This is a genomic window from Blautia sp. MSK18_10 (assembly GCF_020553185.1).
Lineage (GTDB): Bacteria > Bacillota > Clostridia > Lachnospirales > Lachnospiraceae > Blautia_A > Blautia_A wexlerae.
The window spans coordinates 1-26,584 of the sequence record NZ_JAJCGT010000014.1 but is presented as its reverse complement, the minus strand read 5'-3'; the positions used below and the strand labels follow the sequence as shown (position 1 = coordinate 26,584).

23 protein-coding genes and 6 tRNA genes are annotated in these 26,584 nt (G+C 40.6%); 4 read left to right on the top strand and 25 right to left on the bottom strand.

Annotated features, from left to right (window positions below; translation table 11 throughout):
• The first annotated feature begins 17 nt into the window (after nucleotides 1-17).
• The gene (locus tag LI074_RS07835) at nucleotides 18-662 is read left to right on the top strand and encodes a phosphoribosyltransferase (protein WP_022380834.1); all 645 of its coding nucleotides are present in this window, start codon (nucleotides 18-20) and stop codon (nucleotides 660-662) included.
• A gap of 63 nt (nucleotides 663-725) precedes the next feature.
• The gene (locus LI074_RS07830) at nucleotides 726-1,088 is read left to right on the top strand and encodes an alanine:cation symporter family protein (RefSeq protein ID WP_173698070.1); all 363 of its coding nucleotides are present in this window, start codon (nucleotides 726-728) and stop codon (nucleotides 1,086-1,088) included.
• A gap of 117 nt (nucleotides 1,089-1,205) precedes the next feature.
• On the opposite strand, the gene LI074_RS07825 is transcribed toward LI074_RS07830, so the two are convergent.
• Both LI074_RS07825 and LI074_RS07820 read right to left on the bottom strand, forming a co-directional pair.
• Nucleotides 1,206-2,480 (bottom strand): AGE family epimerase/isomerase, encoded by a 1,275-nt coding sequence (locus LI074_RS07825; RefSeq protein ID WP_265107662.1) that lies wholly within the window; start codon nucleotides 2,478-2,480, stop codon nucleotides 1,206-1,208.
• 65 nt (nucleotides 2,481-2,545) lie between these two features.
• Nucleotides 2,546-2,617: transfer RNA gene (locus LI074_RS07820), tRNA-Gln, on the bottom strand.
• A gap of 462 nt (nucleotides 2,618-3,079) precedes the next feature.
• On the opposite strand from LI074_RS07820, the gene LI074_RS07815 reads away from it, so the two are divergent.
• Nucleotides 3,080-4,543 carry a nicotinate phosphoribosyltransferase gene (locus LI074_RS07815; protein ID WP_118330674.1) on the top strand — a complete coding sequence of 488 codons (1,464 nt, stop codon included), beginning with the start codon at nucleotides 3,080-3,082 and terminating at the stop codon, nucleotides 4,541-4,543.
• A gap of 95 nt (nucleotides 4,544-4,638) precedes the next feature.
• Here LI074_RS07815 and LI074_RS07810 read toward each other — a convergent pair whose 3' ends face one another.
• The 10 genes from LI074_RS07810 to LI074_RS07765 all read right to left on the bottom strand — a co-directional run bounded on the left by LI074_RS07810 (nucleotide 4,639) and on the right by LI074_RS07765 (nucleotide 16,049).
• Nucleotides 4,639-5,841, bottom strand: coding sequence for a metallophosphoesterase (locus tag LI074_RS07810; RefSeq protein WP_055151739.1), 1,203 nt, complete (start codon nucleotides 5,839-5,841; stop codon nucleotides 4,639-4,641).
• A gap of 298 nt (nucleotides 5,842-6,139) precedes the next feature.
• Complete coding sequence (spoVT, locus tag LI074_RS07805; RefSeq protein WP_019160316.1) at nucleotides 6,140-6,688, bottom strand: stage V sporulation protein T; 549 nt, start codon at nucleotides 6,686-6,688, stop codon at nucleotides 6,140-6,142.
• Nucleotides 6,689-6,932: 244 nt separating this feature from the next.
• Complete coding sequence (locus LI074_RS07800) at nucleotides 6,933-8,957, bottom strand: beta-galactosidase (protein WP_173698069.1); 2,025 nt, start codon at nucleotides 8,955-8,957, stop codon at nucleotides 6,933-6,935.
• A 143-nt stretch (nucleotides 8,958-9,100) separates the two neighbouring features.
• The gene (locus LI074_RS07795; RefSeq protein WP_242859974.1) at nucleotides 9,101-9,877 is read right to left on the bottom strand and encodes a TraX family protein; all 777 of its coding nucleotides are present in this window, start codon (nucleotides 9,875-9,877) and stop codon (nucleotides 9,101-9,103) included.
• A gap of 4 nt (nucleotides 9,878-9,881) precedes the next feature.
• Complete coding sequence (locus LI074_RS07790; protein ID WP_025578978.1) at nucleotides 9,882-10,736, bottom strand: sugar ABC transporter permease; 855 nt, start codon at nucleotides 10,734-10,736, stop codon at nucleotides 9,882-9,884.
• Nucleotides 10,736-12,196: a carbohydrate ABC transporter permease gene (locus LI074_RS07785; protein WP_044996454.1), complete on the bottom strand. Its 1,461-nt coding sequence runs from the start codon at nucleotides 12,194-12,196 to the stop codon at nucleotides 10,736-10,738. Before LI074_RS07785 ends, LI074_RS07790 begins: the two co-directional genes overlap by 1 nt.
• Nucleotides 12,197-12,333: 137 nt before the next feature.
• The gene (locus LI074_RS07780) at nucleotides 12,334-13,599 is read right to left on the bottom strand and encodes an extracellular solute-binding protein (RefSeq protein ID WP_025578975.1); all 1,266 of its coding nucleotides are present in this window, start codon (nucleotides 13,597-13,599) and stop codon (nucleotides 12,334-12,336) included.
• A 399-nt stretch (nucleotides 13,600-13,998) separates the two neighbouring features.
• On the bottom strand, nucleotides 13,999-15,006 hold the full coding sequence (locus LI074_RS07775) for a LacI family DNA-binding transcriptional regulator (protein WP_173698068.1): 1,008 nt from the start codon (nucleotides 15,004-15,006) through the stop codon (nucleotides 13,999-14,001).
• Between the two features lie 78 nt (nucleotides 15,007-15,084).
• Complete coding sequence (locus tag LI074_RS07770; protein WP_008707826.1) at nucleotides 15,085-15,270, bottom strand: hypothetical protein; 186 nt, start codon at nucleotides 15,268-15,270, stop codon at nucleotides 15,085-15,087.
• Nucleotides 15,261-16,049, bottom strand: coding sequence for a ParA family protein (locus tag LI074_RS07765; protein ID WP_022379873.1), 789 nt, complete (start codon nucleotides 16,047-16,049; stop codon nucleotides 15,261-15,263). The genes LI074_RS07770 and LI074_RS07765 overlap by 10 nt, the downstream gene beginning before the upstream one ends.
• A gap of 249 nt (nucleotides 16,050-16,298) precedes the next feature.
• Here LI074_RS07765 and trhA point away from each other — a divergent pair, with 249 nt between their 5' ends.
• The gene (gene trhA / locus LI074_RS07760; protein WP_020993331.1) at nucleotides 16,299-16,961 is read left to right on the top strand and encodes a PAQR family membrane homeostasis protein TrhA; all 663 of its coding nucleotides are present in this window, start codon (nucleotides 16,299-16,301) and stop codon (nucleotides 16,959-16,961) included.
• Between the two features lie 120 nt (nucleotides 16,962-17,081).
• On the opposite strand, the gene LI074_RS07755 is transcribed toward trhA, so the two are convergent.
• From LI074_RS07755 to LI074_RS07695, 13 genes are all read right to left on the bottom strand, one after another.
• Nucleotides 17,082-18,053, bottom strand: a complete 972-nt coding sequence (locus LI074_RS07755) for an N-acetylmuramoyl-L-alanine amidase family protein (protein WP_243100089.1) — start codon at nucleotides 18,051-18,053, stop codon at nucleotides 17,082-17,084.
• Between the two features lie 28 nt (nucleotides 18,054-18,081).
• Nucleotides 18,082-18,324 (bottom strand): GIY-YIG nuclease family protein, encoded by a 243-nt coding sequence (locus LI074_RS07750; protein ID WP_025580986.1) that lies wholly within the window; start codon nucleotides 18,322-18,324, stop codon nucleotides 18,082-18,084.
• Nucleotides 18,325-18,609: 285 nt separating this feature from the next.
• Nucleotides 18,610-20,049, bottom strand: coding sequence for a glycoside hydrolase family 32 protein (locus tag LI074_RS07745; RefSeq protein WP_173698067.1), 1,440 nt, complete (start codon nucleotides 20,047-20,049; stop codon nucleotides 18,610-18,612).
• A complete protein-coding gene (locus tag LI074_RS07740; protein ID WP_265107661.1) occupies nucleotides 20,046-21,950 on the bottom strand; it encodes a PTS beta-glucoside transporter subunit IIBCA in 1,905 nt (634 codons plus the stop codon). Before LI074_RS07740 ends, LI074_RS07745 begins: the two co-directional genes overlap by 4 nt.
• Before the next feature lie 421 nt (nucleotides 21,951-22,371).
• Entirely contained in the window at nucleotides 22,372-23,364 is a 993-nt protein-coding gene (locus LI074_RS07735; RefSeq protein WP_022379868.1) for a LacI family DNA-binding transcriptional regulator, read from the bottom strand.
• 256 nt (nucleotides 23,365-23,620) lie between these two features.
• The gene (locus LI074_RS07730) at nucleotides 23,621-24,514 is read right to left on the bottom strand and encodes a M23 family metallopeptidase (RefSeq protein WP_243257203.1); all 894 of its coding nucleotides are present in this window, start codon (nucleotides 24,512-24,514) and stop codon (nucleotides 23,621-23,623) included.
• A gap of 61 nt (nucleotides 24,515-24,575) precedes the next feature.
• On the bottom strand, nucleotides 24,576-25,409 hold the full coding sequence (locus LI074_RS07725) for a SpoIID/LytB domain-containing protein (RefSeq protein WP_022379866.1): 834 nt from the start codon (nucleotides 25,407-25,409) through the stop codon (nucleotides 24,576-24,578).
• A gap of 203 nt (nucleotides 25,410-25,612) precedes the next feature.
• Nucleotides 25,613-25,858, bottom strand: a complete 246-nt coding sequence (locus LI074_RS07720; protein WP_020993336.1) for a hypothetical protein — start codon at nucleotides 25,856-25,858, stop codon at nucleotides 25,613-25,615.
• Between the two features lie 221 nt (nucleotides 25,859-26,079).
• Nucleotides 26,080-26,152, bottom strand: a tRNA-Lys gene (locus LI074_RS07715).
• Between the two features lie 30 nt (nucleotides 26,153-26,182).
• Nucleotides 26,183-26,255: transfer RNA gene (locus LI074_RS07710), tRNA-Phe, on the bottom strand.
• Nucleotides 26,256-26,259: 4 nt separating this feature from the next.
• Nucleotides 26,260-26,333 (bottom strand) — tRNA-Met (locus tag LI074_RS07705).
• Nucleotides 26,334-26,354: 21 nt separating this feature from the next.
• A tRNA-Thr gene (locus LI074_RS07700) sits at nucleotides 26,355-26,427 on the bottom strand.
• Nucleotides 26,428-26,444: 17 nt separating this feature from the next.
• A tRNA-Tyr gene (locus LI074_RS07695) sits at nucleotides 26,445-26,526 on the bottom strand.
• Between the last annotated feature and the right edge of the window lie 58 nt (nucleotides 26,527-26,584).

The following is a 26,584-nucleotide window of genomic DNA, read 5'->3' as shown; positions in this document are numbered from 1 at the left end:
ACGAGGGAGGTATTCTTATGAATCTGGAAAACATGACAAAAATCTACGCCCGTGGTGACAGCCGCATTCAGCTGAAGGTAATTCCCGGACATTTCGTCACATCTCAGTCACATATCACTCACTATCTGGATCTTACAACTATGAAATCCAGAACTGCCGAAGCACAGAATATTGCTCACGAACTGGCTGCTAATTATGAAGTATCTACTCCTGTTGATACCATTATCTGTATGGACGGACTGGAAGTAATTGGCGCATATCTTTCTGAAGAACTTACCAAAGCCGGCATTTTTTCCCTGAATGCTCATCAGACGATCTACGTGATTACTCCTGAATCCAGCAATTCCGGACAGATTATCTTCCGTGATAATTTTCAGCCAATGATCAAGGGCAAAAATGTACTGATCCTCAATGGTTCGATTACCACAGGCTCTACTTTGTCCAAAGCAATCGAGAGCATTCTGTATTACGGAGGCACTATCAGAGGTATCGCAGCCATATTCAGCAGCGTAGACAGCGTGGCTTCTCTCCCTGTATATTCTATTTTTAACGCCAAAGATATACCGGACTATCATTCCTATTCATCTACAAAATGTCCAATGTGTCAGAGGCAGCAGAAAATCGATGCCATTGTCAGCAGCTACGGATATTCAGCTCTGTAAATCTTCGAAGTATTTTATAAAGAAATTGTTACCAGAATTGATGACTTTGTCTGGGGACCGGTGATGCTGATCCTGTTGGTCGGAACCGGTATCTTCCTGACTGTGCGCACCAGATTTCTTACATGGCGTAACCTTGGCTATGCACTGAAAAGCACACTCAGCAAGGAAGCCCGCACAAAGAGCCGCGGACAGGGAGATGTATCACCTTTTTCCGCACTGACAACCGCACTGGCAGCCACCATCGGTACCGGAAATATCGTCGGTGTTGCCACAGCCATGGTTTCCGGTGGTCCCGGAGCTCTGGTATGGAACTTCTCCGATATCGCCAACGCACTGATGGCTATCCCGAACCTGATCTGCATGCTCCTGTCAAGCGGCGAGATTGCCAAAGATGTAAAAGAATTCCAGCCGGAGATTAAAAAATAGTTACCCACATCATTCTTTTTATCATCCTGAGGTAAAATGCAGCCAGAACCTTGTTCCGTCAGGTTCTGGCTGCATTTTACAGAAATCTTGTACGCCGGGTACAAATAAACACTTACTTTATTGATGGCATACTTCCATATACTGTTTTACATCTGAAGCAATTGATATATATGGTGTTCCATATGGGATCCAGGTTGACTGAAAAGCATGATATACATCTGATTTTCCCGGCCATACTGTTCCTATCACATTATTATTTTCATCTAACTGATGAAACCAGGAACCATTTTTATGATCCAATACCTTATCATCCAGGTATCTCATAAACTCTTCATAATCTTTTGCATATTTCTGCTTATGAGTTATATGCCATAAGACTGCTGATGTATTGATTGCCTCTGCCAATGTCCAATGCATTCTGTCATGAACAACAGGTTTTCCATCCCAGTCAGTCGTATACACAATTCCAGGATTTCCATCCACATTCCAGGAATCTTCAACTGCTCTGTTGTAAAGTTTCTCTGCAGCTTTTAAATATACTTCTGCAGAATCAGGGGTATCTTTATAAGAAGAATATGCCCACTGCACGATCAATCTGGCCCACTCAATTCCATGGCCCGGTGTTGCTCCATAAGGTTTAAAACGATCAGCAGGACATTCTTTATTGCAATCAAGATCAGCTTTCCATTCCTTTGTAAAATGTTCAGGTATTCTCCAGTCATTTGCGCTTGCCCATGCAATAACATGATCTATAATTCTTCCTGCACGTATTCTGTACTTTTCTTCTTTTATTGCATCTGCTACTGCCAGAAACGCTTCTACTGTATGCATATTTGCGTTAAGACCGCGATAATCATCAAGAACTGTAAATTCTGTATTCCAGGTATCATAAGTAAGTCCCTGTTTTTCATCCCAGAACCGTTTATCAAATAATTCCAATGCATCTTTAAGCAGAGTTTCTGCATTTTTTTCTCCTGCCAGCAAAGCAGAAGAAGCAGCCAGAAGAACAAATGCATGAGCATAACACTGTTTATCTGGCAGGAATTTATTATCCGGTGTAATTCCCGGATACCATCCTCCATTTTCACAATCTTTCAGTTCTTCCAGTAATCCATGTACAGCACCATGGACCAGTGCCGGACTTTCTTTATCCCCAAGCATGATTCCCATACTATATACATGGACCATACGGCATGTGATCCATGTTTCTCTGTTTCTGTCTTTCCATGGTGTTCCATCATCCCCAAGGAAATAAGCACTTCCTCCCGGTGATAAAAATCCTTTTCCAAAATTTAAAAGATTTTTCTGCAATTCACCTAAGAACATTTTATTTTCTTCTGTATCTATCTGATATTTTTTACCCGAATTTTCCATCTTAATCTTACCTTTCACTTCCAAAAAATTTCAGTTTCTCTTATAGCACAAAAAAGCACCTCATACCGAGGTGCCTCATGTAGCAGGGCTACAAGGATTCGAACCTTGAACTGACGGAGTCAGAGTCCGTTGCCTTACCGTTTGGCGATAGCCCTTTATGTTTTGTTTTCGCTACTTCGTTCGCGACAATTGGTATTATATAATAGTCTTTCAAAAAATGCAACCCCTTTTTTGAAATTTTTTTAATTTTTTTTATTTTTCTTCAAAAACATGAAAATACCGCCTATTTCCCGGAGTTTTTTTATGTACTCCGGGAAAAATTATGCTATAATCAATAAAAACTTATTGCTGCTTCTGATATACTCTTTCTTAAATATAACAATTCTCGTAACTGGTGTGCCGACAGGTTGACGCAAGATTGTTTCAAGAATCAACTTGTCGGCACACTAGAAACTTGCTATAGAGATCAAAGCAGCAGGAAATCTTAATAATAATTTCTCCAGACTATATATTATGATACTGAGGTCAAAAGCTATTCAGCCCTGGCCTGATATCTGTAAATTACGATAAACAGTTACACCCGAGATATTATTATGAACCCAAAAGGAGAGCTATATATGAGAGCTAATAATCTTACTCTGCTCACAGACCTTTATGAACTTACTATGATGCAGGGCTATTTTAAGAACCCAACAAACCAGACTGTTATCTTCGATATGTTTTACCGTACCAATCCATGCGGAGGTGCATTTGCCATCACTGCCGGACTGGAACAGATGATTGAATATATTGAGAATCTTAAATTCACAGATGAAGATATCGAATATCTCAGAAGCCTGAATATTTTTGAAGAGGACTTCCTTGAATATTTAAGCAACTTCCGTTTCACAGGTGATATCTATGCAATTCCTGAGGGAACAGTTGTCTTCCCAAGAGAACCGCTTGTCAAAGTTGTAGCACCGATCATGGAAGCCCAGCTTGTAGAGACAGCAATCCTGAATATCATCAATCACCAGAGCCTCATTGCTACCAAAGCAGCCCGCGTTTGCTATGCTGCAAAGGGTGATGCGATCATGGAATTTGGTCTGCGTCGTGCCCAGGGACCGGATGCAGGTATCTTTGGCGCACGTGCCGCAGTCATTGGTGGATGTGCCGGTACTTCCTGTGTTCTCACAGGCAAAATGTTCGACGTACCGGTCCTTGGAACTCACGCACACAGCTGGATCATGAGCTTCCCGGATGAATATACCGCATTCAAAACCTATGCCAAACTTTATCCGAATGCCTGCACCTTACTGGTAGATACCTATGATGTCCTGAAATCCGGTGTTCCAAATGCAATTCGTGTATTTGAGGAAATGCGCGAAGAAGGTATTCCGCTTACCAAATACGGTATCCGTATCGACAGTGGTGATCTTGCCTACCTTTCCAAAGAAGCATATAAGATGCTTGCTGCTGCCGGATTTGATGATGCAGTTATTTCCGCTTCCAGCGATCTGGACGAATATCTCATTGAGAGCCTGAAGGCTCAGGATGCCAAGATTAATTCCTGGGGTGTCGGAACACGACTGATCACTGCCAACGATAATCCTGCATTCGGCGGTGTATACAAACTTGCTGCTGTCAAAGATGCAGACAGTACCGAATTTACACCTAAGATCAAGCTTTCCGAAAACACAGAGAAAGTAACCAACCCTGGAAATAAAACCGTATATCGTCTCTATAATAAGAAAACCGGAAAAATCAGGGCAGATCTTATCTGCCTTGCTGATGAAAAGCTTGATGCAGACCAGAACATGGTTCTCTTTGATCCAATCGATACCTGGAAAAAGACAAAAGTTCTCGGCGGAACCTATGAAGTACGCGAACTTCTCGTTCCTGTCATCAGAGAAGGTAAACGGGTCTATGAATCTCCATCTGTTATGGAGCTTCGCGAATACTGCCAGAAAGAGCAGAATACTCTCTGGGATGAATCCAGACGTTTCGTAAATCCTCAGAAAGTATATGTAGATCTTTCTCAGAAACTCTGGGATCTGAAAAAAGACCTTCTGGAAGAAATAAGTGAGAAAGCTCTCGACTGAGCATAAACTCAGATTAAGAGTAACAAAACAGACAAGTCCCCGGCTCCAACCGCAAAAATCAACAGGCAGTTGAAGCCGGGGACTTACTTTTTGATTCAGTTAAAACATATGCTGACATCACAGATTTCGCTTTTAGTCCCAACTCTCATATTTGGTCCAAAAAGCCCTACACCGGATGTAACGATATTATGCATATTTCCTTTCTTCAGATAACCACATTTATTTTCCCAGAAGAATCTGATCACAATATTTCCCGGAAATACCTGTCCGTCATGGGTATGTCCGCAGAGATCCACGTCCACCCCCGCATCCGCCAGCTCCTGAAGTTCTCTCGGCTCATGATCGATAACCAACACTGGCAGTGACACATCCATACCCTCTGTGATTTCCTGCGGAGTCTTTCGTTTATCAATCCCCCGTCCGGGACGCTCATAATCCGGTCTGCCATACAGATAAAAGGAATCATCGATGAGCACATATTCATCTCTCAGAAGCGTAATCCCCGCTTTCTCCAGAAACTCATCCATCTCCGGGGTACTCTCTTTCTTTTCCTTACTGCCAAAGGTAAATCCTGCCAGAATCTTTTCCTGAATATCGTGGTTTCCGTAACATGCATACACACCATACTTCGACCGAATTCCTCTCAATATCTCTGCCAGTTTTTCCGGATCATCCAGTGCCTCATATTCATTATCAAAAATATCTCCTGCCACTACCACCAGATCCGGTTTCTGCTCATTGATCTTCTCTGTCATCTGCTCCATCTGCTTGCATCCAATATTATATCCCAGATGAAGATCTGCGATCAGAACCACATTTAATTCCTTCATATTTCCTGCCTTTTTATCAACAGAAATATTGTACTTCGTTGTATGTATATTTCCGGCACTGAGCACTCCGTAAATACTGACTGTTGAAATGATCACCGCACAGACAGCTCCCACAACAGCAGTTCCCATATTACTGAAAAGCAATTCTCTCCCCGGAAAGGCAAAATTTCTAAAAGGATATTTCAGTAACAGTCTCAATCCATCCGCGATTCCCAGAGTCATAAGTGTATACATCAAAACACCGAGCCAGTAATTACTCAGAAGCTTCATAAATCTCCTGAATCCTGATGCAGGTGCCATAAATGCGATCAGTATACTAAACACTACAAATAAATATACAAGTCCAATCCCCCTGCACACCCACACATTCCGAAAAACCGTATGCAATACCTGAAACCAGTGCAGGCTGCGAAGCAGGATATATACACACACCAACAGATAAAATGGTGCCAGATATATTGCAGCCATATAATATGTCTCCTTTCCAACTCTCATTGCCATAACAATTTTATTACTATAACAATTCCAGAAAATCATAACTGCTTCTTATTATACAAAAAAGAATCCTCAGTTGCTAGTGTGCCGACAAGTTGATTCTTGAAAAAATCTTGCAGGATAAATTTTCTTATTTCAAGGCGGAGGAAGGAGGCGTAGCGGTGGCTACGGCGACCGACGACAACGCGGAAATAAGAAATTTAGACGCAAGATTGTTCGAGAAATCAACTTGTCGGTACACTACCCTAAGCTGCTGAAGATTCTATGAATTTTACTGTTCCATCTGTCTTCCCAGAAATCCGCTGGCTGTTCTGATGAGCATCTTCTCTGATTCACCCATCACATCTCTTTCATTCTTTCCCAATAAAAGCACCGAACCTACTGTATCTCCTGCACTGATAATAGGCTGCATGATCTGGGAATACAAAGGTTCTCTCTGTTCCTGAGTCACAGGTATCCTGCTTCTGTCATTTCCGTTAGCAAACACAGAGCTTCTTTCCGTGATTGCATCTTCCAGAGCTTTGCTGATAGGTTTTCCCATATATTCCCTGCTTCCCTGTCCCGCAGCAGCCACTACCTGATCGTGATCTGTGATACACGCTACCATCCCGCTTGACTGCGCCAGCGCCTCTGCATATTCCTTTGCAAAGACATTCAGTTCTCCGATAGGGGAATACTTTTTCAGAATAATCTCCCCCTCCCGGTCAGTAAAAATCTCCAGTGGTGTCCCCTCTTTTATCCGCAGCGTTTTTCTGATCTCCTTAGGAATGACCACACGCCCCAGATCATCTATGCGCCGAACAATTCCTGTCGCTTTCATGCACTTTTCTTCCTCCTGTTTTTCCTTTTATCGAAGTTTACTGTCTTTGTACCCTTCAGTTTCCATATCATGTGTTGTATGGTTATTATGTGGAAAAACAGGCAGAATATACATTTCTGTATTTACAAAAAATGCCATTTAACCATAATCAGGCGGTTAAACCTGAGTAAAAAAGAACCCCTTCACCAGGCAGTATCAATCTCTGCTTAAAGTGAAGGGATTTCCTCATCCATCGCTATTTATTTTACACGATAACCCTGGCAACTGCAAGACCATAAACTTCAAGTTTGTCACTACCATTGCCATAAATCCAGCTGATCTGGCCTTCCGGTACAGGAATATTTACAGCCTCTGTTCCGAAATTCTGATAAATATAATATTTCTCATTTTCATTCTCTCTCACTGTAATCTCCAGTGCATCCGGAATCTCTTCTTTAATTCCGCAGGAAACGCCGCTGTCTTTGAGCACTTTTCCAAGGAAGTCCCCATAGAATTCTTTATCAGCGTCTGCTGCCACATACCATGCCTTACCCTTACCGTATTCATTCACTGTCAGGCAGGAATAGCCTTCATAGAAATCACTTCCGTAGGTCATTAAGGTACGTGCTCCGCGAAGCTCCACAAGGTCGCACAGATATTTGCATGTATAAGTCTTATCCAGTCCAAGTTCATTACCAGCCACAGGAACAAAAGAATTTTCTTCCCAGTCATAGAGTCCGTCAATTTCTGTGCTTCTGATTCCCAGCACATCCATAAGTCCATGAGGAGTTCCTTCCAGATAACACCTGTCTGTGTCATCTGCAATTCCGGACCAGTAACTTGTGATCAGTGTACCGCCGTTTTCCACGAACGCACGAACCTTTTCGGCAAAACCTTCCTTGAACATATAAACCATTGGCAGAGCCAGTACTTTATATTTATCCAGTTCACAGGTCATATCGATCACATCCACATTGACGCCCTGCTTACGGAAACCTCTGTAGAATTTCAGCATTGCTTCCAGATAATGAAGCCCTTTATTTCTGGGTCCCTGGCTGTCCTCCATTGCCCACTGGCTGTCCCAGTCATAAAGCATGGCAACCGAGCTGTTCACAGTTGTTCCTGCCAGTTCTTTTAACTCTTTCAGAATTTCTCCAACCCTGGAAACTTCTTTAAACACTCTTGTATCATTTCCACCGTAATGATCGATCACTGCTCCGTGGAACTTCTCAGAAGCACCTCTGCTCTGGCGAATCTGGAAATAGAGAGCACCTTCTCCGCCATGTGCAATTGCCTGCATGGACTGTGCCAAAAGCATTCCCGGTTTCTTTAACTTGCTCACACTCTGCCAGTTTGTAGAAGTCGGGCAGGATTCCATCTGGAAGAACGGCTTTCCTTTCAGAGAACGCATCAGATCATGGCACATACCATTGTCATAAGCTGTATCGATCACTGCTTCTTTATGCCATGTCGGATAAGTATCCCAGGAAACCACATCAATCTCTTTTGCAATCTTAAAATAATCTAAACCGCCAAAATAATGCATCAGATTAGCAGTAGTCGGAAGTGTGCTTCCTCCCTCTCTCAATGCTGCAATCTCATGATGAATGAAATCCGCTGTCTGATGAGTAACAAATCGCTTCCAGTCCAGATTCAGTGCATGAAGCTGTGTCTCACCAATCTTAGACGGACTCTCGATCTGGTCAAAGCTGTTATAAGTATGACTCCAGAAAGTGGTGCACCACTTATCATTCAGATTTTCAATAGTCTGATATTTCTCTTTCAGCCAGTTACGAAATGCTTCCTGGCACAGCGGACAATGACATTCTCCGCCATACTCATTGGAAATATGCCACAGGATCACACCCGGATGTGTGGCAACCTCCTGTGCCAGCTTTTTGTTAATAATATGTACCTTCTCTCTGTAAACAGGAGAAGTATAACAATGATTATGTCTGAATCCAAATAAGGCTCTGTGGCGTGTTTCATCTACACGAAGTACCTCCGGATACTTGTCTGCCATCCATTTGGGTCTTGCACCTGACGGTGTAGCCAGGATTGTAGAAATACCTCTTTTATAAAGTTTATCAATGATCTCCTGCAGCCATTCAAAATGAAATACACCTTCTTCCGGTTCCAGTGTAGACCAGGAAAAAATCCCAAGGCTTACTACATTACAGCCAGACTCCTCCAGCATATCAATATCTTTTTCCAGAATATCCGGTCTCTTTAACCACTGTTCCGGGTTGTAATCACCTCCATGGAGCAGCTTATCCGTTCTAAAGTCCATACTTGTTCTCCTCTTAATTCTCTATTCTCAGTCGTTTTCTTTTTCACTATCATATTTAATACTCTATCCAATTTCAAAACACACTATTCTCGCTGCTTATTACTTTTCTCAGTCAAAGCAGACGGGATTTGATTTCATTCTTCTTACAGGATATAGTTTGCAATTACTCCAAGCACCAGCAAATGCAAAGGATAAAAAGCATAATAGACATATTTATTGATGTAATCCTTTCTCTCTCCAGTGCAGCACCAGATTCCATAGAACGCAATCGGTCCGGTCACATACATCAGACTGATAATACAGCCCAGCACTGTTTTCAGCACATTTCTTGTCTCAAACACATAGAACACAAACACAAGCAGAACAATACAAAGTCCATACTCTGCCCGGAAAATGCTCACCCAGACAATAGCTGCGATCAGGATCAGTGCCTTTAACATACCACCTGTAAATCCGGAAGTTTCTTTAAACAGATCTAAGCATTTCAGCATAATCAGGCAGATACACATCGTGATCATTGCGTTCTGACTGGAAAAGTCCCATACTTTTCCGCAGATTGACAGATCATATGGAATCTCACTGACCAGTGCAGTAACAGCCATCATGATCAGATACTTCTTATAATCCGATGTATTACGAAATCCCTCTACCAGCAGAAACGCAAATACGGGAATCGCCATCCCGCCTATAAGCTGCATAATGGATCCGACTCCCGCAAGTGTCATCAAACGGGAATCCTGAGACATCGCCTGGTTCAGACTCTCCTGAGTATACTGGTCTAAATGGATCAGGCCTTTTTCAATAATGGCAATTCCAACTGTCTGGATCAGCATAGTAATACATGCAAACATCTTCAGCCCATCAGCTGTGATATCCGGAGTTTTCCAGACGATTCCTCTTCTTCCCGTTGTCATATTCATAATATCAACCTTTTACAGCACCGCCTGTAATTCCTTCCACATAGAATTTCTGCATGATCATAAACAGAATAGAAATCGGTATGGATACCAGTACACCACCTGCGCAGAACTGAGTAAAATAAGAATTGATAAGGCTCTTATCCAGCATCTTGTACAGACCAATGGCAACTGTATATTTGGAAGAAATACCGGCATTCAGGATCATCTTTGCATATACGAAATCCATCCATGGCACCAGGAAACTGCTGATAACTGTATAAACAACAATCGGGCGGCTCATGGGCAGAACCATCTGGAAGAAGATTCTTGCCTCACTGCATCCATCAATTCTGGCAGCCTCGCAGAGTGCTCTCGGAACTGTATCAAAGAATCCTTTCGCAATCAAATAACCAAGACCTGAAGAAGCAGAGTAAACCATGATCAAACCGGCATAGCTGTTTGTCAGATTAAAAGATTTCAGTGTGAAGTAAACTGCAATCATTGCCAGCATACCAGGAAACAGATTCAGGATAACTGCCATGTTCATCAGCGGTTTTCTCATCTTGAATCTCATAACAGATGTTGCATATGCAACCATCAGTACGAACATAGTGGAAATCACACATGTAAAGCATGCAATGATAAATGTATTCAGAAACCACTGCGGAAACTGAGATACAGAATCTGAATGAAACAGCTTCATGTAATTGCTGATGCTCCATTCCTTCGGAAAAAATGTACTGGTATTCATTCCTGAATATGCACTGAAGGAAGTACATAACAGCCAGATGATCGGGATCAGCCAGATAAATGCCAGCACTGCGATCAATAAATTATGTAATACTATAGAAGAAGTACGACTGTCTTTCATCTTTTTCATTATTGATATGTTCCCTCCTTATCTCCCTTGATCATCCTGTTAAATGCAACCAGGGTGAATACTGCACAGATAATAAACACGATAATACCGATTGCTGATGCCATCTTATAGTTGTAGTAATCCTGAGTCAGACGGAACAGCCAGGTAACCAGAAGGTCAACCTCTTTTGCCTGTGAGCTTGCCATTGCCTGATTAGTTGTTGTATAAACATCCTGTGTGAGCAGATAAATAACATTAAAGTTATTAATATTTTTTACAAAGTCTGTGATCAGAGCAGGTCCTGTTACAAAGAGCAGATATGGCATTGTAATCTTTCTGAATATCTGGAAGTTTGTTGCACCGTCTACTCTTGCACTCTCAAGCTGGTCAGAAGGAAGGTTCATCAGAACACCTGTTGCGATCAGCATCTGATACGGAACACCAATCCAGATATTAATGAGAATGATCATTACATGTGCCCAACCCGGAGCAGAAAGAAACGGAATATAGCTTGTGGACACAAGTCCTATGCTTCTTAAGAATCCGGTCAGTCCAATGCTGTGACAGATTGTGTTGACGATACCACCATTGGAGAAGAAATTACGCACCAGCAGAAGTGATACAAACTGCGGGACTGCAATCGTTACGATAAATAAAGTACGCCACATCTTCGACAGTCTTGTCTTCTTGCTGTTAAGAAGCAGTGAAAGCAGGATACCTCCGATATAAGTTGTAAATGTTGCGAAGAAAGCCCATACAAGTGTCCATCCCAGAACCCGCACAAATGCATATCCGAACGTAGATGTAAGACCGCCGCCGCCAAACAAACTGATAAAGTTACTGAAACCTACCCATGAGAACAACTCAGTAGGAGGCATATGCTGCTGATCATAATTTGTAAATGCTACAAAGATCAGAAGTAAGATTGGGATTAATGTGAAAATCACAACTCCAAGTACCGGAAGTGTCAGTAATGTAATATGAAACTTCTCTTCTGTCAGTGATCTGAGATCTTCTTTAAAAGTATTGATATGCTTTCCCGCTTCTTCCATTTTCTGAAGTGTATAAGCATTGATCACGTTCTTAAACCACACAACAGCTGCCGCAAACCATACAACAAAGCTGAACAATGAAAACAACAGGATCGTAAAGGAATTATCATAATCATTAAATTCACTTTTCATTGTTTTCATGTTAAAGACTTTTTCCATCTTTACAGTACCAAGGGTACTGAATTTTGGTACATACTGCATTGCAAATTTCACTGAAAAAACGATCACTGCGATCTCCAGCAATGTCATCAGTACTGCTTTCACATACTGTTTACGCTTTGCATAGCCTGCGCCCATCCAGATCAGGGACAGCTTTACAAAGGCATCACCTTTCACTACAGCAGTACCAAAGTCAGCAAAAAATCCACCGATGGATTTAAAGAATCCACTCACTGCCGCTGCAGCAGAATTATTGTCCTGTGCTGCCATATCTCTCCTCCTCGTCATTTCATTTTTGTTACTATCTTTTCTCAGACAGCATCTGCCGTTTCCTTAAAACAGCTCACATGCCGTTATGCATATGGGCCATTTTTTAAAATCTGTTATATAATTTTTTTATTTTACAATTATTCTACAGAAGCAGCAGCACCCTCTACCAGATTATCAAGTGCTTCCTGGATTGCATTATCATCATCTGCAGATAATGTTCCCTGTGCAATCAGTTCTCCGAATGTCTTTGCAGGATCCCAATATTTTCCGCCAACCTTCTGAGCCTGTGCATATTCAGACTGAGCTGCAAGTGCTGCAAGTGCTACATTTTCCTGAACAGAATCAGATGCTGCTACATTCTTGTTTGAAGGACCACTTTCTCTCTGATCAAAGAACATCTGCTGGGATTCTTCGTTTGTAAGGTACTCAGCAAGAAGAACTGCCCATCCGGAATTCTCAGAATAGCCGTTTACACCAACATATTTGTAACCGGCAACAGATCCCTGCTGAACCTGTTTGTCACCAACTGTGAATGTAGGAAGCTTTGTTGCTGCATATCCGTCACCAAATATCTCCTTTGCTGTGATTGCATCCCATGTACCGGAAACGCATGCTGCCAGATTACCGGATGCAAGCTGATTAGACATATCACCATCAGCAACTGCCATAAATGCCGGATTAGATGTAATATCAAGCATTCCTTTTACTACATCAACACCTGTATATCCATCAGCACTTGTTCCGTTCCAGTCCATAGTTGTTGTTCCGTCATCATTAAGTCCTGTTGTAAATCCTGCTCCATAGAAGAAAGAAGCATTGTACCATCCGGAAGCAAGTGTCATACCAACTTTCTTTCCGGCCTTATCAGCTGCTTCAAGAAGGCTGTCCCAGCTTGCTGCATCTTCCTCGGAAATTACAGATGAATCATAGTAAAGAAAATATCCGTTGTCAGCTGCTCTTGGAAATGCATACAGACTGCCATCAATTGTTGCTGCATCAATAGCGCCTTCAACGTTTGCAGCTTTTACATCATCAAGTGTTGTATCTGCAAGCTGAAGTGCTTCTGCATAATCATCAAGTTTCAGAAGTGCTCCTGCTTTTACAAGATCCGGAAGCTGATCATCTGCGAATGCATATACATCTGCACCAGCCTCTACGTCTGTCAGAATAGTATCTTTTGCAGTAGACTCAGATTCTACGCCAATCTGAATATCAAATTTCTGATCTGCATACTTCTCCTGGAATTTATCTGTCAGTTCTTTTAATAAATTCTGGTCTTCTTCAGCTCCCCATACAGTCAGTTTAATTGTCTCATCCTCTGCTGCACTTACACATACTGTGCAGGAAAGTGCCATAGCAGCTGCCAGTAACGGTGCAATCACCTTTTTTACATTTTTTCTCATTTTCTCTTCCTCCTGTTTTTGATGGTTATGCCTAAACAGCCCGCATCCGATTTGCGTAATAAACGCCCTCAGTTTTGTTTGCGCAACCGTTTGTTCATATTTTTAGTATATTCCTTTATATTTATAAAGTCAATTAGCCATTATTATCTAATTTCAAAACTCTTTTTTTGTCATATTGCACAATTCAGTTTGATTTTTTCGTTTTTTCATACAATGATATACTTGATTTGTGCAACCGTTTTCATTTTGATAAAATCAGATTGTCCAGAGAATTTCAACCGATTTTTTTATACACAAAAAGTTCTCTGCTTATTGATCCTTACAATAAATACAGAGAACTTTCTAATCCTGCCATTCATTTTCAATTTCTATAATCTGATCGGATTTTACATCCATATACTACTGTGTCGACTCCCGCAACACTACCTGGTAGTTCAGAGGCACTGTATCCTCCAGTGGCTTCTCTCCCAGGATGTTCAGTAATTTCGCACATGCCATCTTTCCCAGTCTTACCGTATCAAAGCGTATACTGGTAATCGGTGGATTATTATATTCCAGATTCTTACTGTCATACATACTGGCTATTTTTATTTCTGCAGGAACCGATATTTTCTTTTCCCTCAGACTGCTCAGACACATGCTGCAGATCACATCATCCATACAGACAATACCATCCGCGCCTTCTTCAAGCAGTCTCTTCACAGCATCAGATACTGCTGCCTGATTATCCGTATCCATGAAGATCAGATTTTCGTTAACAGAAACTCCCATTTTCTCATGTGCTTCCAGAAAACCCTGATATCTGCTTCCGGTAACATTGTAGGACTGATTTCCACCCAGAAGTGCCAGATTCCGAAAACCTTTCATCAACATAATACTTGTCAGTTCTTTTCCGGCTTCCTGGTTCTTGTTATCTACAAACGGAACTTCCGGATCTGAAGATGGGCCGATCAATATATATGGTTCCTTACAGTTCTTCAGATATTTCTGTACCTTGGAACTTACCACTGCTCTGCTTACAATGATCCCATCGACTTTTCGATTTGCCTCCAGTCTCTGTATCTGCGATACATCTGCTCCATCAATCATAGAAATAATAATATCATACTCATAGGAGGAAGCCATCTCACAGATTCCATTCATACAGTCTTTAAAAAAAAGAAACTCTGTGGCAACATAATCCTTCGGCATCAGCAGTGCAATATTATAAGTTTTACGCTGTGCCAACCCCTTTGCCACAACATTGGGTCTGTAATCATGTTCTTTTATAAATGCCCGTACTCTGTCTCTTGTAGCCTGACTGATTCTTCCCTTTCCTGAAATAGCACGTGATACCGTAGTCTTACTTACCCCAAGCTCCCGGGCGATATCTTCTATTGTATATATCTTCTTTTCTTCTGTTTCCATAAAATACCCCACTTTTTGCGCAACCACTTGATTATATTCTATAAAATAACAAAATACTCAAGCACTTACAAGTAACTTTTAAAGAAGATATACCGGCAGTTCCTCATTAATATGAACAGAACCTTTTGCTGTTTTTTTCTTTTCTTCTGTAACAGATATTGTTTCCGGTTTCTCTGCCTCTTTTGTGGATACAACGGGCTTCTTTACGGTTTTCCCGGCACCTGCATTTGCTGCACGCCGAATACTCTCCCTGCCTACTGACATAATTCCATGACCTCCTCTGCCAATCTCGTATATTCCCTGGCACTTCTGCTTGATTTTTTATATTCCACAACCGGAATACTGTTATCCTGTGACCATTCTACAGAGCTGTCCACTCTGATGATCTGCTCAAATACATGAATATCCTCAAGTTCATGCAGTGTTTCCATTGTCTGTTTATAATAACTCTTTCTTGTATCTACCTTTGTCACTGCAATTCCGGCAACTTCCAGTTCCGGAGTAATCTGCTTTACTTCATTAAGAAATTCAAACATATTCGCAAGTCCGAACATTCCCCATGGACTTGCTTCAACAGGAATAATTACCCTGTCTGATGCACAAAGGATATTCATCACCCAACCACCCAGCGTAGGAGGTGCATCAATCAGAATATAGTCATAATTTCCTGCATCCTTTATCTTCTGAATGCATTTTCGCAGGATAAATTCTCTCTGCCATTTTGTAAAAAGTTCATATTCTATAGAACTCATCAATGTAGACGATGGTATCAGATCCAGATTTTCGTAGGGAGTATGTACCACATAACCGCTGAGCTCTTCCTGTTTTCCGATTGCGCAATACAGATTCTTCTCTCCTTTCGCCTGCTCCAGCACCCAGTTCTCCGGAAAAAAAGCAAGAGAAAGATTTAACTGCATATCTCCATCGATCAGAAGAACCTTTTTCCCTGCCTGAGCCATCGCCGCTCCAAGGTTTGAACAGGTTGTGGTTTTTCCACTTCCACCCTTATTATTTGTAAAACATATCGTTATGGTTTTTCCCATGGAACTGTCTCCTTTACCACTTACTTTACTTGTATTATAGGAGATTTATCATATAGATTCAACTGTTTTCCTCATCTTCGCAACCCTGTAACTCATTTGCATTGCCGGACAAACATTTCTTTGATTCCCAAAATAAGCCCTTGATTTTTTGTTTTTTTGTGTTATAGTATTTATATACTTGATATGTAGTTTTTAAAACTATATTATATTGTTTTCATTATATTTATCTGAATGAATGGAGGCGTTTTTATGAAATTTAAATTAAAAGATCCCGGAAGTGCGATCACTCATGGTATTGCCCTTCTTCTCGCTGCAGTCGGAGCAGTTCCTCTTATTATCAAGGCAGCGCGTTCTTATGATGTGCTCCATATTGTTGCTTTAAGTATTTTTATACTTACCATGGTTCTGCTCTATGCAGCCAGTACCATTTACCATTCTGTAGATTCTACAGAGAAGGTCAATCGACGGCTGCGAAAAATGGATCACATGATGATTTTTGTGATGATCGCCGGAAGCTATACTCCTGTATGCCTGATCGTTCTTCATAACCGCATTGGATATATTCTGTGCGCGCTGGTATGGAGTATTGCAGTCCTCGGCATTATCTTAAAGGGCTGTTGGATTACCTGTCCCAAATGGTTGTCCTCTGTACTGTATATCGCCATGGGCTGGCTGTGTGTACTGGCATTTGTTCCAATCTTCCATGCACTCCCACGTGCAGGATTTGACTGGCTTCTTGCAGGCGGAATCATTTATACCATCGGTGGTGTGATCTATGCATTAAAAGTTCCGCTTTTTAATTCCAGACATAAGAATTTTGGTTCCCATGAGATCTTTCACATCTTCGTTATGCTTGGAAGTGCCTGCCATTTCATTGTCATGTACTTTTTTGTTGCTCCACTACCTGTATAACCGTCAATTTGCCAATAAACAAAACAAGGGGTTGCAGCACCGGATTTTTTCCGGTGCTGCAACCCCTTAACAATACAATTTTCTCTGCTGCAACATAATCCCTGCAGGAAAGCTTTTATATTACACAGCTACTCTTCTTTCCGGATACAATCCATAGGATCCATATCCCACGCCAAAATATCCATAATAGCTCTTCGCCTCTGCGAACAGCGGATCATATACTCTGCCTCCGATTTCAGCCCAGCAATGACCGCTTCCGTCAGTTGCCGTTGTATCTACGCAGACATAAACATTCTTATATCCAAGAGCCTTTGCAAGATAGGCAAACGAACAGGCATCTGAGAAACAGTCCCCGCCTTTTCCGCTCAGTATCAGATAATCGTTTGCATATAACGCAGGCCATGCAGTCTGATTATAAAATATTCTTCTGGTATCGTAATAATGCTGATACATTACCCATCTGAAACAGGTTTCAAATTTCTCACTTTTTGACATACTCGGTTTTGTGATCTTGCTGACAACATCCTTTGCTCTCTGCAAAGTCTCATACTCATACGCTTTGGTGGAATTCATTTTCTTTCCATTTGGATAATAAATCGTCTTTCCTTTTTTCCAGGCTTCCAGAATTCCCTTTTCTGTACAATAATAAATTGTATTTCCAACTTTAACTGTTTTCGTTCTCAGAACACCCTTGTCACTGAAATAGTAATATTTTCCGCTGATTTTCTTAACGCCACTGTAACGTATTCCATTGGAACCAAAATAATATTTCTTGTTATTGTATTTGATCCATCCGGTTTTCATAAATCCTTTTGGACTGAAATAATAAACTTCACCATGGATTTTACGCATTCCTGTAAGATACTGTCCATCTTTAAAATATTTCTTATTTTTTGTTCCATACTCATACCAGCCATTTTTCACCTCCGGTATGGGTGTTGGTGCAGGTGTCTCGATTGGTGTTACATCCGGAGCAGGTGTTTCAATCGGGATCGGTGTTACAGTAACATCCGGTACTTCTGCTGCCATGGCCGGAACACTGCCCATCACACATACTGCGCATACTGCAAGCCATTTTGTCATCTTTTTCATTTTCTCTTATCCTCCTTATCTGACGGGTTCAGAAGCTCAGCAACTCCAGTTTTTTATTTCTGGTAAATTGTTTAATCTCATATTCACGTCTCATCGCTTCTTCTTTTGTTGAAAATCCTTCATAATATACAAGTGTAACCGGTCTTTTGGTCCTTGTATATTTCGCGCCGTTCTTTCCCTCGTTGTGTGCTTTCATACGTTTTTGCAGACAGTTTGTCCACCCTGTATAAAGAGTCCCATCTGCACATTTAACAATGTAAGTATAATTCATCATAATCACCCGACAGTCATATATTATAATCAAGCAACTGTCTTATTGTCTGGAATTGCATTATTTGAAATTTTTTATAATTTATGTAAAGGACAACTGCTATCTTTTGCGGTCGTCCCTGTTTCTATAATAAACAGTCGGTTTAAAACACGTATATCATCCGGACACATATTCTTTCTGACAGCCAGATCTCTCAGCACCAGAAATACCAATATGTCAAAAAAGCAGGCAGGGAAACCGACTGCGGATTTTCTTTCCCACCTGCTTTATTATACGTTTATTTTCTTATTTTGTGAATATCATTTTTCGAAGATTCCAGAGATTTCCCCTGAATTTTCCGCCTTTTACCTTTAGCTGCAGATCTTCACGATCCGGATAATATCTGGTTGAGAATACAATCTCTCCATCATTCAGATAAAGTTCCACTGCAGAAGTATCTGCAAGAATCCGGATATTGTTCAGTTCACTGACTTTCGCTTTCCGCTTATTTCTTCCTGCACCCGCAATTTCAGAAAATCCAATCTCCGCAATTTCATTTTCATATTTAAAGAGCATCTGTCCGCCCATACTGATCTGAAAACTTCTGTCTGTCACTGCAATATCTTCAATTAACAGATCAAAACCTTCATTTACTTCTACACGAACCTCAACAATTGATTTTTCATCATCAAGAATTGTTTTCTCTTTTCGGAGTCTCTCCAGTTCTTTTGCCGGATACTGGAATATTTTTCCATCCTTTACCCTCAGTTCCCGCGGTACGGTAAGACAATGCTGCCAGCCTTCATCAATGGTTTTATTGGTATATTCCTCCTCTGCATCCGGCATTCCCATCCATCCTATCAGAAGTCGCCTTCCGCTGTTATCTGTAAAGGTCTGTGGAGCATAAAAGTCAAATCCCATATCCCACTCACGAAAGTCTCTTTCATCTACAGAGCCATCCTCTTTTACCGGAAAATAGCCTGACTGATAGATATTCTGAAAACGAAATTCTTCCCTCTTCAAGCCCTGTGGTGATACAGACAGAAATTTCTTCCCATCCAGTTCGAAATAGTCCGGGCATTCCCACATATAGCCAAAAGCTTCCGGTGTGGTTATTATATGTTTAAATTTCCATTCTTTCAGATTTTCTGATTCATAAACCAGAACTGCACCTTTATCTCCCTTAAGACGTCCACCAAGAACCATAAAATACCTGTCATTTTCTTTCCAGACTTTCGGGTCTCTGATATGACAGGTAAACTCTTCCGGATATTTTTCAAAAGAAATTACCTCTTCTTTATCTCCGAAATGAATTCCGTCCTCACTTTCTACATGAAGCGTACTGGTCTCACGTCCTTCATTAATATAATCATAATCACCGTCAATCTTTACATTCCCGGTGAAAAACAAATGAAGTTTTTCACTCTCTGCCAATGCAGATCCGGAATAGACACCATGACAGTCATAAGGAGAATCCGGATAAAGAGCTGTCCCTTCGTATTTCCAGTCTACCAGATCTTCGCTTGTATAATGTCCCCAGAATTTCAGTCCGCCTTCCACATCAAAGGGAGCGTATTGAAAAAACACATGATATCTGCCTTTATACCAGCATAGTCCATTCGGATCATTGAGCCATCCGACCGGCGGCATCAGATGATGTCCAAGCCGGAATCTTCCTTCTGTCAGATCTGCGTTCTTTTCAATTACTTTTATATTTCTTTCAAGAACTTTAGTTAGCGTACTCATTTCACAATCTCCAATACTTTATCTGATGGTGTTACCGAATCTTCCGACAGAATTTTCACATCTTTATAATCATCCGAATTCGTTACAATAAGAGGAGTCGTCACATCGTATCCTGCTGCCTTAACTTTCTCCATATCAAAGGAAACCAGAAGCTGGCCTTTCTTTACGTGATCTCCATTCTTTACATGAGATGTAAAATATTTTCCATTCAATTCCACTGTATTGATCCCGATATGGATCAGAAGCTCCATACCACTTTCCGTACTTAAACCAACTGCATGCTTTGTATCAAAAACAGTCTCAACCACAGCATCACATGGAGCAACAACTTCACCCTTCGATGGAATTACGGCAATTCCTTTTCCAAGTACTTCCGAAGCAAATGTAGCGTCATTTACCTGGGAAAGCAAAATCGCAGTTCCTTCTGATACACTATAAAGCACAGAATCATCTGCATTGCTTTTTTCTGTTGTTGATTTATCTCCCACAGCTTCAACACTTTCTGTCTTTTCAGAAACATTAGTGTCCTTATATCCAAACAACCAGGTAAGTACAAAGGCAGCACCAAATGCAATCACAAACATAAGAATATAAGAAACCGGATTATTCAGACAAAGAAGAATTCCAAAGATACCGGTTACGCCAGTTCCCGTAGCCCCCAGTCCTGTAACAGATGCAAACAGTGCACCAAATGCACCACCAATACATCCCATCACAAATGGTTTTCCAAAGCGAAGGTTAACACCAAAGATCGCAGGTTCAGTAATTCCCATACAGGCACTTAATGCAGACGGAACTGCCATTGATTTAATCTTCTGATTCTTTGTCTTAAGTGCTACTGCAAGAGTTGCTCCACCCTGTGCAATATTCGCTGCAGAAGCAAGAGGCAGCCAGTAAGTAACTCCAAATTTAGACAACTGTCCAAGATCAATGATCGTGTACATATGGTGAACACCGGCAACCACCGTCGGTGCATAAAACGCACCCATAATAAAACTTCCGATACCAAATGGCAATGCGATCAGCCACTGAATCCCATTCAGAAGTCCGTTCTCAACAGTGACAAAGATAGGTCCGATAATGGATAATGTCAGATATCCTGTTACAAAGACACTTACAAGCGGAGTAACAAACAGATCAAACATTGCCGGCACTATTTTGTGAAGTCTCTTCTCAATCTGAGCCAGTACCCATACTGCAATGATAACCGGAATTACATGCCCCTGATATCCGACCATATCAATAGAGTAAAGTCCAAACCATACTTTCTGAGTTGCTTTAACACCTTCTGTGGCAACTGTCCATGCATTCTGGAGATTCGGATGAATCATGATCATACCGATAACTGCACCCAGATACGGGTTTGCACCAAACACTTTAGCACCGCTGTATGCGATGAGGATTGGCAGGAACGTATATGCCGTATTACTGAAAAGCTGTGCAAATGTATAAATAGAACCGCTGGTATCAATATTCAAAAATCCATTGTTTACCATGAAGTTCAGTGCTTCCATAATTCCCATCAGGAAACCGCTTGCAACAATTGCAGGAATAATCGGCACAAAAATATCTCCAAGTGTCTTGATCAGTCTCTGCACCGGATTTGCCCTGGAAGCCGCAACTTTTTTCAGCTCTTCTTTACTGCTCTCAGAAACTCCTGCAATCCGGATGAACTCATCATATACTTTATTAACTATACCTGTTCCCAGAATGATCTGCATCTGTCCCTGCGCAAAGAAAACACCTTTTACACCTTCAATGTTCTCAACATATTCCTTATCAGCCTTTGAATTATCACTGATAACCAGGCGAAGACGTGTGGCACAATGAGCTGCGGAAATAATATTTTCTTTTTTACCGATATGGTCATATATCTCCTGTGCTGTTTTTCTGTAATCCATAATATCCTCCTTTTATGGAATCGTTCTCATATAAATGTATACTTTGAAATTCTCACATATTCAACAAATTTCACTTGTTAATCTTATAAAAATACCTTTTAACCTTAATATCATCTTATACCATTCCAAATTTACTCTGATATCTGATTATAATTCAGCAGATATCTTGCACTCTCACGATATTTCTTATCTGATCACCAATATGTATTTCCTATGGATTGTATGTACTTTTATGGAATCGTTCTCATATATGCTATTATATCTGGGCGTTTTTTATTTGTAAATATGTAACATATCACAAATATTATATCCATTTTTTATATATTATTTCCAAAACACTCCCTTTAATATATATGTAAATCCAATTATTCAGAAAAAAAGAACTCTGATGATTGCCTCAGAGTTCCTCTTTCATGTTCAGTCATATATTTCGGTGAGACTCTCTGAGTACCACCTTACATCCCATTTTTATTTCTTTATGTACAGATGATGTTTCCTTAGATTCTATCAAATCTACCAGCACTTTTGCTGATTCCATTCCACTTGTCTTGTAAAAAAAATGTACAGTAGTCAGCTTTGGTTCTATGATCTTTCCCAGAAAACTGTCTCCCATTCCGGCAATCTGAACCTGTTGAGGAATCTGATATCCGTTCTCCTTCAGCCAATTTGCCGCTCCAACTGCCATGGTATCTGTTGCACAAATCAATGTATCTACATCGGGATGCTCCGTAAAAAGTTCTTTCGCTTTCTCATATCCTGACTCTAATGTGAAATTTCCGCATTTTACACATCCACTTTCCAATGTGATCTGATTTTCTCCAAGAACCTTCTCCACACCTGACTTTCGCTGCCTGCCAACTGCCTCATCTTTATCCGTAACTGTAATATATCCAAACTTCTTTCCTGTCTTCACCATCTGTTCAGTAAGATTTACAGCAGCCTTATAATCGTCCTGAAAAATACATGGATAACCATCCAGCTGTTGTCCAAGTAAAACAATCGGAACTTTAAATCCCTTCATCATTTCCCTGTGCTGTTTTGTCAATATGGTGGCAATAAAAATAACACCATCGACCTGATTATCCCTGAACAGCGAAAGATATTTCAATTCTTCTTCAACACTGTTATTTGTATTTGCCAGTATCAGCTGATATCCTTTTTTGGTAAGTATGTCACTGATTCCGGCAACTTCCCGGCTGATCGTATTGGAATCTATCTTTGGCAGAATTACTCCGACCAGTTTTGTCTTCTTAGTACGCAGCCTCTGCGCCTGTGAAGAAGGCTGATACCCGGTTTCTTCAATAACTCTGCTGATATTTTTTTTCTTTTCCTCACTGACATAACCATTGTTCAGATACCTGGATACGGTAGCTCTGGAGACCCCTGCCAGTTTGGCAATCTCATTAATATTCATATAAAAAGCTCCTCTTTCATGCTGTCTGTATAATTTCCGAAAGTATTTTTATAACCAGCAGTATTTTATGATGCTAGTGTGCCCCTAACCTGATATCCACGAATTGTTAACTGCTGAATCACTACATATTTTGTATTATACTACACATATCATTTCTGTTGCAAATATCAAAGTACTGTTTATACGTTACTGTCTCGGCCCTATACCAAATTAAGGCTGCCGATCTACGGCAGCCCTGTTTTTTTCTTCTATTTCATTATGGAAGATATTCAATCGGATCTATTGGTTCTCCATTCTTTTTCATTGCAAAATAAAGATTGGTTCCTTCTGTGCTGTAATATTTTGTAGGCTGTGCAATATATCCTATCGTCGTTCCCTTTTTAATTGTATCTCCTTCTGACACTGTCAGATCTGTAAGCTGTCCATAAACAGCCTGATATCCATTTCCAAGTTCCATTGTCAGTGTAGTACCCGTCTGCGCATTCTGCTCTATAGAATAAACCTTGCCATTAACAGCAGCTACCACAGGTGCTCCCTCTACTGCACCGACAGCAATAGCCGGACTCAATTTATACTGATCAAGCGTCGGAAAATAAGTAGTCTGATCCATACTGTAATCAAGGAGAACATTTCCATTCACCGGCCACTCCATTAATGTATCTTCCGAAAAATTTACTGTCGCAAGATTCAGGGCCGATGCCGAAACATCTGTTGCTTCATCTGCCTGATCTTCTGATATCGTCTGGGATTTCATATTTGCATTTACTGATGATTCTTCTGCTTGCTGAGAATTTACAGCATTGTCAGTCTTATCCACATCTGCAGTATTATCTGATTCATTATTATCCACAGTATTTTGAGCTGTTTCCCCATACATTCCTTGTTTTTGGAATGTAACCTTTGTATCATCCAAATCTTCCCCGTCATCGGACATCCACTGATTTTCTGACTCCACATGATTCGTTCCTGCATCTTCACTCAATTGTTCTTCCGTATCCTGTGTACTTTCACCGACATTTTCTGTTTTTTCTTCAGGAGTTTTCTCTTTGACCGGGGAGGTACCTAACTGATAAACTGTAATTCCCAATGCTGCTACAGCGGCCAGTCCAACGGAATTGGCAATGATTCTTGTCACTTTGTTATTCATCATATTCCTTTCACCTCTGTTTTCATCTTCATATCTATAGGGTGTCCAGAATATTCGTATCTATTCAGCAATTTACAGATTTTATGTTCAGCACATCCATCTCAGGAAAATAATATTGTAAGATCTCTTTTGCATTCGCAGACTCCTTTGCCATCTCATTCCCTCCATATTGTGAGAATCCTAATCCATGACCTTTTCCTCTACATAAAAATCGTATTTCCTTTCCAGACTTCTGAATTGTAAAATTTGAGGACGTGAGTCCCATTCCTTTTCTGAATGCCTCGCCTTCCAACACTTTCCCGTCAGCCAGAATTTCTGTAACATAACCGGCACTGTCCCTGGATTTTATTTCAATTCTTTCCGGAAGGACATTTTTATTTATGTATACACTATTCAAATAATCTTTTGCATTTTTATCCACAAGACTGTGTACGGATCTGAGATACGAATCATCTTCGTTGTGGAAAACTTCCATTCCATCTCTTGTCTGTCCTGCACTTAATTCATGATAGGGAACTAACTTTAATTCTTTATTCCATACAATGACTTTTCCTTCTGTTTCTGTTACTGCTTTTTCGTACTTATTCTGTAAAATTACACAAGCCAGGGATTTCCCCTCCATCTCTTCCTTTATCTGACATAAAGTTATTGCCAGATTTTTCTCCTCTTTCATTGTCCGGTAAAAATTTGATCTTGCTATGATTGTTTGTGCTTTTATAGTCTCAAGTTCATATTTGTCTTCAATCTGCGATGAAACGATCACCGGCAGAAGCATTTCCACATTAAATTTTTTATTGATCAATGTAGTGTTGGCACCATTAAAAATAATTGTAACTATATAGGGAACAAAAAATAGAGCAAAGATTCCCGTTGTTCCAGGGAAAAAAGACTTTCTCATATCAGACCATCATTATAAACTTCTTCTTTTTAGTATATACATATATATTTATCTGTATGTATATTATTTATAACACTTCTGTTATATAGCAATTCTCGTAAATAATGCATATTGATCCTGCTCATCAGAACATAAAATCCTGCTGAACTGTCTCAAATTCATTAATTGAAAGGACTGCGATAGTTTCTGCATACGGGGCTTCATTACCCCGTATTAAAATATACAGCTCTATTTATTCTATTCTGGATTCGTGGTTCATTCCAGTAAATGATTTTATTTTTTCTGTTGTTCTTTTTATCATCCGGACGCAAAACAGTTCTGTCTTTTTTAGAATCTGTATCTTTTATGCAGATTCTTTTCTTGTCTTCAATGACTCCCATTACAAAGCAAATAAGAGCAGTCATGATTAACTGAAAATATTTTTTCAGATTCTTTAAAGGACTCTTCATAAAAACTCCTCCTGTTCTGCATTACATCTACTGACTTCAAACAGCCTGTCCACCGTTAAGACTGCGCACTTCCTACGGTTAATGGTATCAGGTACTAATAATATATGAAAAAGCATAAAACTTTAGAACTTTTTTATTTCTCTATAGTAATTCCATAAAATGATGTTAGGGTTAAAAAAACACAAAAAAACTTCTGTGATATTCTCACAGAAGTTTTAAAGTGAAGCATCGGGGATTCGAACCCCGGACAACTTGATTAAAAGTCAAGTGCTCTACCAACTGAGCTAATGCTCCATATTATTTAATTATCACTTTCAAAGTGAATGCCCAGAGCCGGAATCGAACCAGCGACACGAGGATTTTCAGTCCTCTGCTCTACCAACTGAGCTATCTGGGCAAAATAGCGGGGACAGGATTTGAACCTATGACCTTCGGGTTATGAGCCCGACGAGCTTCCAGACTGCTCCACCCCGCGATATTAATTTTTAAAATCAAAAGCCGATGATCGGACTCGAACCGATAACCTGCTGATTACAAATCAGCTGCTCTGCCAATTGAGCCACATCGGCTTAGCTGTTAAGCTAAGTGGATGGAGAAGGATTCGAACCTTCGAAAGCGTTGCTAACAGATTTACAGTCTGCCCCCTTTGGCCACTCGGGAATCCATCCAAGTATGGAACCTATAGGGCTCGAACCTATGACCCTCTGCTTGTAAGGCAGATGCTCT